Annotated in this window: 12 protein-coding genes, 2 pseudogenes and 1 riboswitch; of the genes and pseudogenes, 10 read left to right on the forward strand and 4 right to left on the reverse strand. The window is 61.7% G+C overall.

Annotation, left to right across the window (positions count from 1 at the left end):
- The first annotated feature begins 158 nt into the window (after nt 1–158).
- Both mazG and JN403_RS11510 read left to right on the forward strand, forming a co-directional pair.
- The gene (mazG, locus tag JN403_RS11505) at nt 159–992 is read left to right on the forward strand and encodes a nucleoside triphosphate pyrophosphohydrolase (protein ID WP_205487036.1); all 834 of its coding nucleotides are present in this window, start codon (nt 159–161) and stop codon (nt 990–992) included.
- A 26-nt stretch (nt 993–1,018) separates the two neighbouring features.
- Nucleotides 1,019–1,561: a DUF2058 domain-containing protein gene (locus tag JN403_RS11510; protein WP_205487037.1), complete on the forward strand. Its 543-nt coding sequence runs from the start codon at nt 1,019–1,021 to the stop codon at nt 1,559–1,561.
- A 73-nt stretch (nt 1,562–1,634) separates the two neighbouring features.
- Here the strand turns inward: JN403_RS11510 and JN403_RS11515 are convergent, their stop codons facing one another.
- From JN403_RS11515 to purM, 4 genes and pseudogenes are all read right to left on the reverse strand, one after another.
- Nucleotides 1,635–1,823: a hypothetical protein gene (locus tag JN403_RS11515; RefSeq protein ID WP_172609298.1), complete on the reverse strand. Its 189-nt coding sequence runs from the start codon at nt 1,821–1,823 to the stop codon at nt 1,635–1,637.
- A 279-nt stretch (nt 1,824–2,102) separates the two neighbouring features.
- Entirely contained in the window at nt 2,103–2,819 is a 717-nt protein-coding gene (locus tag JN403_RS11520; protein ID WP_205487038.1) for a DUF3108 domain-containing protein, read from the reverse strand.
- A gap of 8 nt (nt 2,820–2,827) precedes the next feature.
- Nucleotides 2,828–3,477 (reverse strand): annotated as a pseudogene (gene purN, locus JN403_RS11525) (phosphoribosylglycinamide formyltransferase).
- An 8-nt stretch (nt 3,478–3,485) separates the two neighbouring features.
- Nucleotides 3,486–4,543: pseudogene (purM, locus tag JN403_RS11530) on the reverse strand (phosphoribosylformylglycinamidine cyclo-ligase).
- A gap of 331 nt (nt 4,544–4,874) precedes the next feature.
- Here purM and JN403_RS11535 point away from each other — a divergent pair.
- The 8 genes from JN403_RS11535 to JN403_RS11570 all read left to right on the forward strand — a co-directional run bounded on the left by JN403_RS11535 (nt 4,875) and on the right by JN403_RS11570 (nt 12,517).
- The gene (locus tag JN403_RS11535; protein WP_205487291.1) at nt 4,875–5,936 is read left to right on the forward strand and encodes a DUF2066 domain-containing protein; all 1,062 of its coding nucleotides are present in this window, start codon (nt 4,875–4,877) and stop codon (nt 5,934–5,936) included.
- Between the two features lie 54 nt (nt 5,937–5,990).
- Complete coding sequence (locus JN403_RS11540; protein WP_205487039.1) at nt 5,991–7,064, forward strand: AI-2E family transporter; 1,074 nt, start codon at nt 5,991–5,993, stop codon at nt 7,062–7,064.
- 216 nt (nt 7,065–7,280) lie between these two features.
- Nucleotides 7,281–7,985 (forward strand): DnaA regulatory inactivator Hda, encoded by a 705-nt coding sequence (gene hda / locus JN403_RS11545; RefSeq protein ID WP_074890952.1) that lies wholly within the window; start codon nt 7,281–7,283, stop codon nt 7,983–7,985.
- A gap of 8 nt (nt 7,986–7,993) precedes the next feature.
- Nucleotides 7,994–8,767 (forward strand): NAD-dependent deacylase, encoded by a 774-nt coding sequence (locus JN403_RS11550; protein ID WP_205487040.1) that lies wholly within the window; start codon nt 7,994–7,996, stop codon nt 8,765–8,767.
- An 8-nt stretch (nt 8,768–8,775) separates the two neighbouring features.
- Nucleotides 8,776–9,522, forward strand: coding sequence for a C40 family peptidase (locus JN403_RS11555; RefSeq protein ID WP_345945843.1), 747 nt, complete (start codon nt 8,776–8,778; stop codon nt 9,520–9,522).
- A gap of 87 nt (nt 9,523–9,609) precedes the next feature.
- Nucleotides 9,610–10,146, forward strand: a complete 537-nt coding sequence (locus JN403_RS11560) for a C40 family peptidase (RefSeq protein ID WP_122535694.1) — start codon at nt 9,610–9,612, stop codon at nt 10,144–10,146.
- A 128-nt stretch (nt 10,147–10,274) separates the two neighbouring features.
- Nucleotides 10,275–10,501: riboswitch (cobalamin riboswitch) on the forward strand.
- A 106-nt stretch (nt 10,502–10,607) separates the two neighbouring features.
- A complete protein-coding gene (gene cobO, locus JN403_RS11565) occupies nt 10,608–11,219 on the forward strand; it encodes a cob(I)yrinic acid a,c-diamide adenosyltransferase (RefSeq protein ID WP_205487041.1) in 612 nt (203 codons plus the stop codon).
- A complete protein-coding gene (locus tag JN403_RS11570) occupies nt 11,216–12,517 on the forward strand; it encodes a cobyrinate a,c-diamide synthase (protein WP_205487042.1) in 1,302 nt (433 codons plus the stop codon). Before cobO ends, JN403_RS11570 begins: the two co-directional genes overlap by 4 nt.
- Nucleotides 12,518–12,679 lie beyond the last annotated feature (162 nt).

Consider the following 12,679-nt stretch of genomic DNA (forward strand, 5'->3'; position numbering starts at 1 on the left):
GGGAACGCAGTCCGTGACGCAGAGCGTCACTCGTGGGACGCAGAGCGTCCAGGCGGGCATTCCCACGCAGAGCGTGGGAACGATCAGCTTCAAGCCGTACGCGGATAACTTGAAGCTTGTGGCTTGTCGCTTACAGCTGCGAACGAAGAGAGACCCCCATGTATAGCCTCCAAGACCTGCTCACGCTCATGGCCCGTCTGCGCGACCCGCAATTCGGTTGCCCGTGGGACGTGAAGCAGCATTACGCGAGCATCGTGCCGCACACCCTTGAAGAAGCCTACGAAGTGGCCGACGCCATCGAGCGCGGTGACTTTGATGACCTGCGCGGCGAGCTCGGCGATTTGCTGTTTCAGGTGGTGTATTACTGCCAGCTGGCGCGGGAAGAAGGGCGCTTCGAGTTTGACGGTGTGGTCGACGGCATCACCCGCAAACTGATTCGCCGCCATCCCCACGTGTTCCCGACCGGCGATCTGTACGCGCCGCTGGAAACGCCGCGTCTCAGCGAAGAGCAGGTCAAGCATCGCTGGGAAGAGATCAAGGCCGAGGAGCGTGCCGAGAAGGCCAGTGCCCCTGAGCAGCTTTCCCTGCTCGATGATGTGCCGGCGGTATTGCCTGCGCTGTCGCGGGCGGCGAAGTTGCAGAAGCGTGCCTCCCGGGTCGGTTTCGACTGGCCTGATGCGTTGCCGGTGGTCGACAACGTGCGCGAGGAACTCGACGAAGTCCTCGAGGCCATGGCCGACAACGACAGCGCTGCCATCACCGAAGAGGTCGGCGATCTGCTGTTTGCCGCGGTCAATCTGGCTCGGCACCTTAAGGTCGACCCGGAAAATGCCCTGCGCGCCGCCAATGCCAAATTTGAGCGGCGTTTCAGATTTATCGAACAGACCTTGCGCGACACCCGGCGCCCCATCGAAGATTGCAGCCTCGAAGAGATGGATGCGCTCTGGGGCGAAGCCAAGCGTCAGGAAAAGATCACGCCCAACTGCGGTTGAGTTGACTATTTAGAGAGAGAAGACAGATGGCGGGTATTTCCCTTCGTGACCAGTTGCTGAAAGCCGGACTGGTCAATGAGAAGCAGGCCAAGCAGGCCAGCAAGAGCAAGCAGAAGGAGCAGCGTCTGGTGCATAAGGGCCAGGCAGTGGCGGACGACACCAGCCAGCGCGCGGCCCAGGAAGCGATGGCCGAGAAGGCCAGACGGGATCAGGAGTTGAACCGTCAGCAGCAGGAAAAAATCGAGCAGAAAGCCCGTGCCGCCCAGGTCAAGCAACTGATCGAAGCCACGCGCCTGCCGAAGCTGACCACCGAGGACTACTACAACTTCGTCGACGACAAGAAGGTCAAGCGCCTGTCGGTCAACCCTCTGATGCGCAGCAAGCTAAGCAGCGGCGCGCTGGCTATCGTGCACCACGGCGGTACTTACGAGGTGATCCCCCGGGAAGCCGCCCTCAAGGTGCAAGAGCGCGATCCGCGCCGCATCGTCATGCTCAGCGCCCCGACCGAAGAGCCGGAGGGCGACGATCCGTACGCCGCGTACAAGATCCCGGATGACTTGATGTGGTAAGCGCCCGTCGCTCAATCAGCTAAAACAACAAAACCCGCCGAGAGGCGGGTTTTGTTTTGCTGCGATTCCGAAATTACGAATGACTGGCCTGAAGCTTCGCTTCCTGCTCGGCTAGTTCTGCTGCGTAACGCTGTGCGTCCGATTCGTAATGAAACATCCCTACCAATTGGTCTTGCTGGCGAACATCCCAGATCTGGATGCCATCGGCGATGGTTTCGTGGGAGATATGGGCGTCGTCGCGTTCAGTAACAGTTACGGTCATAGTGCAAACTCCTGACTCTTGGGTATCTGCGGCAGGACGTCGCAGGCCTTCTTTATAGTTTTTGGTAGCCAGCTAAGTAAATGTGCGCATCCAGCAACAGTTATTTACCGAATCCGTAACAGTGCGCTAAATGCTTGTATTCGAAGGGCGTGCGACGCTTTGTCACACCCGGTTGAGGGCCATGAAGAATCTTTCATGTAGGCAAATGTGTCTCTCGGCGCCAAGAAAAAACCCGCCATGGAGGCGGGTTTTTCGTAGTGCGCTCGGCGCTGGCGTGGATTAACTGCCTTTGACCGACTTACCGTTCACCGTGCCGTCCTGCAGCATGATGTTGTATTCCTTGCCGTCGGTTTCAACCTGTTGCAGGCGAACCAGCAGGTAGTCGTAGTCCTTGGCGAACCACATCACGGTGATGCGCTTGTTCTGCGTCGGGTCACGCACGCGCTCGACCTTGATGGCGTCGACCGAACCTACTTTGGTCTCGACCTTTTCAGTGCCCAGGACGCGGAAGTCATAGGTGTCGATCTCGTCACCATCGACCACCTGATACGACATGCTCTTTTTGCCCGCTGCCACGTCATGCTGCAGCGCGAGCTGGTATGTGGACTTGTCGAGAACGCCGGCATTCAGCGGGATTTTCACCGCGTCGCCACGGTCCGAGCCGGTGATGAATTTGGTGGGCCAGTCGAACACCAGATCGACCGTCTTGCTCTTGCCCAGGCCGCCACGTTCGAAGTGGTAGGTCTGCGGCAGCAACTGATCCTTGTCGACCTTGAGCGTGCTGACTTCGGTCAGGCTGGCGATCATCATCGATGCCTTGAAGTTCAGGGTCCAGGTGCCGTTGGCGTTCTTTTCGAGGCTGCGGCTGGCGCTGCCACCGCTCATGGGGAGTTGTTTCCAGTCAGCGGTGTAGCTGGCGGAGAAAGGTTGAAGATCGGCCGCGTTGACTGCGGGAAGTGCGAACAGAGCGAAAGCGAAGAGCAAAGCGCGACGCATAATATCTCCTAATGTCGGATCAAGTGGCCGCTGGGCCCTAGGCCCTGGCCGTCCAGTGAGGCGCCGTGTTCGTCGAGGGTCAAGCGTCCTTCGGCGAACCAGCGAATGGCCAGGGGATATATCAGGTGTTCCTGGGCGTGAACCCTCTGTGCCAGCGTGGCGGGCGTGTCGTGCAACTCTACAGAAACAACTGCCTGTACGACCAGAGGCCCCCATCGAGTTCCTCGGTGACAAAGTGCACGCTGCAGCCATGCTCGGCATCGCCGGCGTCCAGCGCCCGTTGATGGGTGTGCAAGCCTTTATACAGCGGAAGCAGGGAAGGGTGAATGTTCAGCAGGCGGCCATGGTAATGGCGCACGAACCCTGGCGTCAGGATACGCATGAATCCGGCCAGCACCACCAGCGAAGGCTGAAACGAATCGATGGCCTCGATCAGCGCTGCATCGAAGGCCTCGCGACCTTCGTAGCCGGTGTGATCGAGCACGCGAGTGTCGATCCCGGCGCGGGCGGCCCGCTCGAGCCCGAAGGCATCGGCGCGGTTGGAAATCACCGCCCGGATGCGCGCAGGGCTCGCGCTGTCCTGAAAGCTGTCGATCATCGCCTGCAGGTTACCGCCGGTGCCGGACAGCAGCACCACCACGTCACAGGGTTGGGGCATGTCAGGCATTAATGAGCCTTGACGTTCTTCAGCTCGACTTGTGCAGCGCCTTCGGCAGCGGTGCCGATCTGGCCGATGACCCAAGGCTGCTCGCCGGCTTCACGCAGGGCGTTCAGCGAGACTTCAACGTGTTCCTGGGCAACACAGATGACCATGCCGACGCCGCAGTTCAGCACGCGGTGCATTTCGTGCTCATCCACGTTGCCATTTTCCTGCAGCCAGTCAAACACCGCCGGGCGGGTCCAGCTCGCCACGTCGACGATGGCCTGTGCGCCTTCAGGCAGCACGCGCGGAATGTTATCCAGCAAGCCGCCGCCGGTGATATGGGCCATGGCTTTTACCGCGCCGGTGTCTTTGATCAGCTTGAGCAGTTGCTTGACGTAAATGCGGGTCGGCGCCATCAGCAGTTCGGTCAGCGGCTTGCCGTCGAGCTGGATGGTGTCGATGTCGGCGCCCGACACTTCGATGATCTTGCGGATCAGCGAGTAACCGTTGGAATGCGGACCGGAAGAGGGAGCGCGATCAGCGCGTCGCCCGCAGCAACCTTGGAGCCGTCGATGATCTCGGCTTTTTCCACGACGCCGACGCAGAAACCGGCCAGGTCGTAGTCTTCGCCTTCGTACATGCCGGGCATTTCAGCGGTTTCGCCGCCGACCAGGGAGCAGCCGGCCAGTTCGCAGCCCGCGCCGATGCCGGTGACCACTTGAGCAGCGGTGTCGACGTTCAGCTTGCCGGTGGCGTAGTAGTCGAGGAAGAACAGCGGCTCAGCGCCGCAGACCACCAGATCGTTGACGCACATGGCGACCAGGTCGATGCCGATGGTGTCGTGTTTGTTGAGATTCAGTGCAAGACGCAGCTTGGTGCCGACGCCGTCGGTGCCGCTGACCAGCACAGGCTGCTTGTAGCCGGCCGGGATTTCGCACAGAGCGCCGAAGCCCCCGAGGCCGCCCATCACTTCCGGGCGCTTGGTGCGCTTGGCGACGCTCTTGATGCGTTCGACCAGCGCTTCACCGGCGTCGATGTCTACACCGGCGTCTTTGTAGCTCAGGGAGGGTTGCTTGCTCATGATCCAGGCCTTTAAGGGGGGATTCGGGGTAACGACCGAGTGGCAACGACGCGGGGCCTTGTCATCGCCGGTCTGCGAAGGCGCGCGATTTTATCAGGGTTGGGCGCAAGCGGCCATCCTTGGGCCGACGGGCAGGACGACCGTGAAGAAAAAATAACCCGGTTTATCCTGCCGCACCCGTTCGTCGCCGCAAGGATCCGGTGTAACGTTGGCGCCTGAGTGAGCGATTCGGCTGCACCTGCGGTCTGAGTCGATTCATTCAAGTTTATGCAGCTATTTATAGCGTTGCCTTTTTACCCAGCGGGAATCCTTCATGCGTCCACCTTCATTCATGCGCGTAAAAAACTGCCTGTTCGTGGGTTGCCTCTCATTGATGAGTCTGCCGGCGCTCGCCGAGACGGTGAACACGCTTTATCAGGTGCGCGAGCCCGTCAGCGGCCAGACCCCGGACGAGAAAACCCGTGCCACCCAGGCTGCGCTGGAAACCCTGGTCATCCGCCTGACCGGCGACCCCAAGGCGGTGCAGAACGGCGGCCTTGCCGAGGTGCGCAAGGACCCTCAGCAAATTATCAGCCAGTACGGTTATGACGCCGGCCCACCCGAGACCCTGCAGGTCGACTTCGACCCGGCGAGCACCGAACGTGCAATGCGTCAGGCGGGGCTGTCGTTGTGGGGCTCCAACCGCCCGGTGATCATGGCCTGGTGGCTGAACGACGCGACTGACGGTGCCAATCTGGTCGGTGACGGCCAAGCCTCTGCCGAACCTCTGCGCCGCGCCGCCCAGCATCGCGGTCTACCGTTGCGTTTGCCGCTGGCCGATCTTGGCGAACAAGGCATCGGCAACGCCAAGACCCTCGACGGCAACGACGTTGGCCCGCTCAAAGAGGCTTCCGAGCGTTACGGTTCAGACGCGATTCTGGCGGTTCACGCTCAGGAAAACGGCGGCCAGTGGCAGGGCAAATGGCACCTGTGGCTGGGCGACAAGATGGAGCAGGGCAGCGCCAGCGGCGCGAGTTCGGCGGAACTGGCCGACGCGGTGCTGTTGGCGGTGAGCCAGCGTCTGGCGCCGCGTTTCGTGGTCAAGCCGGGAGCGGCGACCGGCATGGTGCTGGATGTGCAGGGCATGAATCTTGAGCGTTATGCGCAGCTGTTGCGCCTGCTCGAACCGTTCGGTGGCCGCCTGAAATCAGCCGACGGTGATCGCATCGCTTTCGACGTCAGCGGCAGCCCCGATCAGTTGCGGTCCCAGCTGTCGCTGGCGAAGTTGCAGGAAGTGCCGGCCAGTGAACTCGCCAGCGCGCCGGTCACCGCCGCGCCCGTTGCTGCGGATGGCACGCCGGCAGCACCGCAGCCGCCCGCTGTTTCTGATAGCGCATTGCACTTCCGTTGGTGAACAGGTTCATAACGACGTTGCGTAAAGCACATCATCTTGGGGAAAGAGGCAGTAATGACTGATACGCGTCGTTGGTTTTGGCTGGGCGGGGTCGTCCTGGTCTGTTTGTTCGTCTGGCTGCTGCATTCGATTCTGACGCCGTTCCTCGTGGCCTTGCTGCTGGCGTACATGGGCGATCCGCTGGCAGACCGGCTGGAAAAACTGAAAATGTCCCGCACCATGAGTGTGGTGACGGTATTCCTGTTGTTCACCCTGATTTTCATGGGACTGCTGTTGGTGCTGGTGCCGATGCTGGCCAAGCAGCTTTATCGCCTGTACGAACTGGCACCGCAGATCCTCGATTGGCTGCAGCACACCGCCATGCCGTGGACACAGGCGAAGCTGGGTCTGGCCGACGGGTTCTGGAAGTTCGACAAGGTCAAGGCGGCGATCTCGGAGCACATGGGTCAGACGGGCGACATCGTCGGCATCGTCCTGTCCCAGGCCACCACCTCGACCCTGGCGCTGATCGGCTGGCTGACCAATCTGGTGCTGATCCCGGTGGTCTGCTTCTACTTGCTGCGTGACTGGGACGTGATGACCGCCAAGGTCCGCAGCCTGTTGCCGCGTCACCGCGAGAAGAAGATTGTCGCCCTGGCGGACGAGTGCCATGAGGTCTTGGGCGCGTTCATTCGTGGTCAGTTGCTGGTGATGGTCGCGCTGGGCGTGATCTACGCCGCCGGGCTGATGCTGGTCGGGCTGGAGCTGGGGCTGTTGATCGGTGTCATCGCCGGCCTGGCGGCCATCGTGCCGTACATGGGTTTCGTGATCGGCATCGGCTCGGCGATACTGGCGGGCTTCTTCCAGTTCGGCGGCGACCTGTACCCGATGCTGGGCATCGTCGCAGTGTTCATGGTCGGTCAGGCGCTCGAAGGCATGGTGCTGACGCCATTGCTGGTAGGCGACCGCATCGGCCTGCACCCGGTCGCGGTGATCTTCGCCATCCTGGCGGGCGGCGAGCTGTTCGGCTTCACCGGCATCCTGCTGGCGCTGCCGGTGGCGGCGGTGATCATGGTGTTGGTGCGCCACGTTCATGACCTGTACAAGGATTCTGACATCTACGGCGGTCTGGACGACCCGGATCTCTGATTCCCGCGAATCAGGATGCGTACCGGCGCGCGGTGCTCACCGCGCGCCTCCTTTCTCGGCGGGTTTTGCCCGTATTCCCCAGTGATACCAGTGACCTACGCAAGCCTTTGATTTTGCTGGCGGTCTGCCGCATTGTGCGGCTAGCCTTGCGGGTATAGACTTTGCGCACTTTTCACAGAGGCCATTTGGCGGTTCGTCTCGAACCGTTCAGCCAGCATGAAACCAGTTCAGCTGCCCCTGAGTGTGCGTCTGCGTGATGACGCCACCTTCATCAATTACTATCCAGGCGCCAATGCCGCTGCACTCGGCTATGTCGAGCGGCTGTGCGAAGCCGAGGCTGGCTGGACAGAAAGTCTCATCTATCTGTGGGGCAAGAACGGGGTAGGGCGCACGCACCTGTTGCAGGCCGCCTGCCTGCGATTCGAGCAGATGGGCGAGCCAGCCGTTTACCTGCCGATGGCCGAGTTGCTCGATCAAGGCATCGGCCTGTTCGATCATCTGGAGCAGTACGAACTGGTGTGCCTCGATGACCTGCAAGCGGTGGTCGGCAAGCCTGAGTGGGAAGAAGCCTTGTTCCATCTGTTCAACCGTCTTCGCGACAGCGGCCGACGCTTGCTCATCGCGGCTTCATGCTCGCCCAGGGAGCTGCCGGTCAAGCTGGCCGACTTGAAATCACGGCTGACCATGGCGCTGGTGTTCCAGATGCGCCTGTTGTCCGACGAGGAAAAACTCCGCGCCCTGCAGTTACGCGCCTCGCGTCGCGGGCTGCACCTGACCGATGAGGTGGGGCATTTCATCCTTACCCGCGGCAAGCGCAGCATGAGCGCGCTGTTCGACCTGCTTGAGCAACTCGATCAAGCCTCGCTCCAGGCCCAGCGCAAGCTGACTATTCCTTTCCTGAAAGAAACCCTCGGTTGGTAAGCGCGTCCGTGGTCGATCCGGCCTTGGTGCTGCAAACCGCCGCGGCCCTGCGCCATGCCACACGCATCCTCATCATCACTGGTGCCGGCCTCTCGGCGGATTCGGGTTTGCCGACCTATCGCGGTGTCGGTGGCTTGTACAACGGCGAGACTGATGATGGCCTGCCCATCGAAATGGCCTTGTCCGGCCCGATGCTGCGTCGTGATCCCGCGCTGTGCTGGAAGTACATCGCACAATTGGGCAGCGCTTGCCTGGGCGGACGTCCCAATGCGGCGCACTACGCCATCGCTGAATTGCAGCGACGCAAGCCGGAATGCTGGGTGTTGACGCAAAACGTCGACGGCTATCATCGCGCGGCGGGCAGTCCGCCAGAGCGGCTGATCGAAATTCATGGCCAGTTGGCGCCGCTCTACTGTCAAACTTGTGGCGCCGAGGATCCGCAGTTGAGCGAACATCTCGACCAGCCATTGCCACCACTGTGTCCCCGCTGTACTGGCGTTCTGCGGCCATCGGTGGTGTTGTTTGGGGAGATGCTGCCGGAGTTGGCACTGAACGTGCTTCAGGAAGAGATGGCAAAAGGCTTTGACGCTGTGCTCAGCATCGGAACCACCGCCAGCTTCCCGTACATTCATGAGCCCATGCTGCGCGCTCGGGTGACGGGAGGCTTTACTGCCGAGATAAACCCCTCGCCAACCGATCATTCCGCGCATACGGATGCGTTTCTGAGGTGTAGAGCCTTAGAAGTGACGGACGACATCGTAAGTCACATTTGTTTCGATTGAATTTGCAAATGGGTACGATAGCGGGCATAGTCTCGGCTTCTTTACACTTCAGCCACGGTCGTGCACATGCTAAACCGCTTCGCACCCCTCGTGCCTCTCGCACTCGTAACGCTGTTGTTCGGCTGCTCGGCCCAGATGCCGACGTCGCAACAACAGTCGCAAAGCCCCAGTTCCGGGACTCTGCCACTGCTCAATCCGCTACCAAGCGCGCCGACTACGCTTCTTCCGTACTGGATGACGAAGTCGCCACCGAAGACGAGCTCGCTCAGTTTGCCGACAACAAGCCGTACCGTTTGCCGGTTCTGGCTGACAGCATCCTCGAACGCGGCAAATCCTTGATAGGCACTCGCTATCGCTTTGGCGGCACGTCGACCACCTCCGGTTTCGACTGCAGCGGTTTCATCGGTTACCTCTTCCGTGAAGAGGCGGGCATGAGCCTGCCGCGGTCTTCCCGCGAAATGATCAATATCGATGCCCCTCTCATCAAGCGCAATGACCTCAAGCCGGGCGATCTGCTGTTCTTCAGCACCGCCGGCCGTGGTCGTGTCAGCCATGCGGGCATCTACCTGGGCGATGACCAGTTCATCCATTCCAGCAGCCGCCGCAGCGGTGGCGTCCGCGTCGACAGCCTCGACGATGCCTACTGGGCCAAGACCTTCATCGAAGCCAAACGCGCACTGGCCATGGCACCTTCAACGGTACCTGAAACCACCACCGCGATGACCTCGACTACCATCAAGCGCCAACACCGTTAATTCCGGGCGCGCAAAGGGTTCGACCCTCTTGCGCGCAACCCCGGCTCTCGGCAAAGTAAGCTGCACCCCGCACAGGTTGTCGTGTTTATGTCGTTAACGGTTCGCCTGATGGTTGCCTCTCTGGCTGTGCTGCTGGCCGCGTGTTCCAGCACGCCACCGCCCGCTCCGCGCAAGGTCGTCTACCGGCCTGTGGTTTCCGCTCCTCCCCAGTTTTCTTCACCGCTTGCCGATGATGTCCTGTTGCGCGCGATCGGCCTGGTTGGAACGCCCTATCGTTGGGGCGGCAACACGCCTGATTCGGGTTTTGATTGCAGTGGCCTGATCGGCTACGTCTACCACGATGCGGCGGGCATCACGTTGCCGCGATCGACGCGGGAGATGATCACCCTGCGTGGCCCCGACATCGACCGCAGCCAGTTGCAGACCGGTGATCTGGTGTTCTTCGCCACTGGCGGCGGCTCCCACGTCAGCCACGCCGGCATCTACGTCGGGGAAGGGCGATTCGTTCACGCACCAGCCACCGGCGGCACGGTTAAACTCGACAGCCTCGACAAGCCCTATTGGCAAAAAGCCTGGCTGAATGCCAAGCGCGTTATCCAGCCATCGAATCTCGCCAGGCAATAGTCGCTTCTGAGGCAATGTGTTCATGGGCTGTTGCTGCATGAACACCTGTGCATTTCAGGGTGAAATCCCGTAAACCCGTGGGCCGCTCTGCCCACGGTTCGATTGACGCTCCCCAGTCAACCCTCTAACCTTCGCGCCATGTTTCAGGTGCCCGGGACTTCGTTGTTCCACAGGGTGAAACAGGGAAGCCGGTGCGATTGCTTGTGCGATCAATTCCGGCGCTGCCTCCGCAACGGTAAATGAGTCTGGGCCACGCACGATGCCACTGTGTTCGCTGAACATGGGAAGGCGCCTGGCCTGCCACGCTTGTGGCAACTCATGAGTCCGGAGACCGGCCTGATCCATCGAACAGCATCACGGAGGGCGATGCTCTGCTGCAGGCCGGGCTATGTCCGGTGCCTGCTGACAGTCTTTGCCCGTGCCCTCCGTCTGCCACACCTGCCCTCAAGCGGAGAGCTGAGATGAGCGAATCCCCCGAACGTGACGAACGCCACCTGGCGCGCATGCTGCGCAAAAAGGCGGTGATGGACGAGCGCATTTCCAGCGCGCCGAATGAATGCGGATTGCTGTTGGTGCTGACCGGCAACGGCAAAGGCAAGAGCAGTTCGGCGTTCGGCATGCTCGCCCGCGCCATGGGCCACGGCATGCAGTGCGGCGTCGTGCAGTTCATCAAAGGCCGCCACAGCACCGGCGAAGAGCTGTTCTTCCGCCGCTTCCCCGAACAAGTGCGTTACCACGTGATGGGCGAGGGCTTCACCTGGGAAACCCAGGACCGCCAGCGTGACATCGCCGCCGCCGAAGCCGCCTGGGCCGTGACCCGGGAGATGCTCAAGGACGCCTCCATCGGTATGGTCGTGCTCGATGAGCTGAACATCGCCCTCAAGCACGGTTATCTGGACCTGGAGCAGGTGCTGAGCGATCTGCAGGCACGGCCACCGATGCAGCATGTGATCGTCACCGGTCGCGGGGCGAAGCAGGAGTTGATAGACCTTTCAGACACCGTGTCGGAAATCGGCGTGGTCAAGCATGCCTTTCAGTCCGGGATCAAGGCGCAGAAAGGCATCGAACTGTGAGTGAGCGCCAACCCCGGCACTGCCCGGCAGTATTGATCGCCGCTCCCGCGTCCGGTCAGGGCAAAACCACCGTCACCGCCGCACTGGCCCGTCTGCATCGCAATCAGGGGCGCAAGGTGCGCGTGTTCAAATGCGGGCCGGACTTTCTCGACCCGATGATTCTCGAACGCGCCAGCGGCCATCCGGTGTACCAACTGGACATGTGGATGATCGGCGAGGCCGAAAGCCGGCGCCTGTTGTGGGAAGCCGCCGCCGACGCCGACCTGATCCTCATCGAAGGCGTCATGGGCTTGTTCGACGGTACGCCGTCCAGCGCAGACCTGGCCCGGCGTTTCGGCGTGCCGGTGCTGGGGGTGATTGACGGCACGGCCATGGCCCAGACCTTCGGCGCACTGGCGTTGGGATTGGCGCGCTATCAGCCGGACCTGCCATTTGCCGGCGTGCTGGCCAATCGCGTCGGCACGGTGCGCCATGCGCAGTTGCTCGAAGGCAGCCTGACCGAAGGCCTGCGCTGGTACGGCGCGTTGTCCCGTGAAACCGGCATTGAGCTGCCCAGCCGGCACCTCGGCCTGGTGCAGGCCAGCGAATTGAATGACCTGGACATGCGCCTTGACGCTGCGGCCACCGCGCTGGCCAGCACCTGCGACGCCACGTTGCCGCCGGTCGTGACCTTCACCGCGCCCGAGTTCGTTCCGGCTGAACCGCTGCTGGCCGGCGTGAAAATCGCCATCGCCCACGACGAGGCGTTTGCGTTTTTCTACGGCGCCAGCCTCGACCTGTTGCGGGAGATGGGCGCCGAACTGTCGTTCTTCTCGCCGATCCGCGACCGCGAACTGCCTGACGCCGACAGCCTGTATCTGCCGGGCGGTTACCCGGAACTGCATCACACGGCGCTGGCGGAAAACCACAGCATGCTCGCCGCAATTCGCGCGCACCACGCCGCCGGCAAACCCTTGCTCGCCGAATGCGGCGGCATGTTGTACCTGCTCGATGCCCTGACCGATGTCGACGGCCAGCGCGCCGAAGGCGTGGGCTTGCTCAAGGGTGAAGCCGTGATGCAAAAGCGTCTGGCAGCCCTGGCCCTGCAATCGGTCGAACTGCCGGAAGGCACCCTGCGTGGTCACACCTATCACCATTCCCTGACCAGCACCGAACTGACCCCCATCGCCCGCGGCCTCAGCCCCAATGGCGGGCGCGGCGCCGAAGCGGTGTACCGCGAAGGGCGCATGACCGCGTCGTACGTGCACTTCTACTTCCCCTCGAATCCCCAGGCGATGGCGGCGCTGTTTTTGCCATGAGCCTGGCCAATGCAATCGCCGCATTCTGTGGGAGCGAGCTTGCTCGCGAAGGCTGTCTGTCTGACGTAATTGCCTGTCTGACCCAACGCTTTCGCGAGCAAGCTCACTCCTACATGGGGCGCATCGCAGGCGATTGCTGTGTTTCATGCGCGGGACAGGCGA

The sequence above is a fragment of the Pseudomonas sp. 15A4 genome, assembly GCF_016925575.1.
GTDB lineage: Bacteria > Pseudomonadota > Gammaproteobacteria > Pseudomonadales > Pseudomonadaceae > Aquipseudomonas.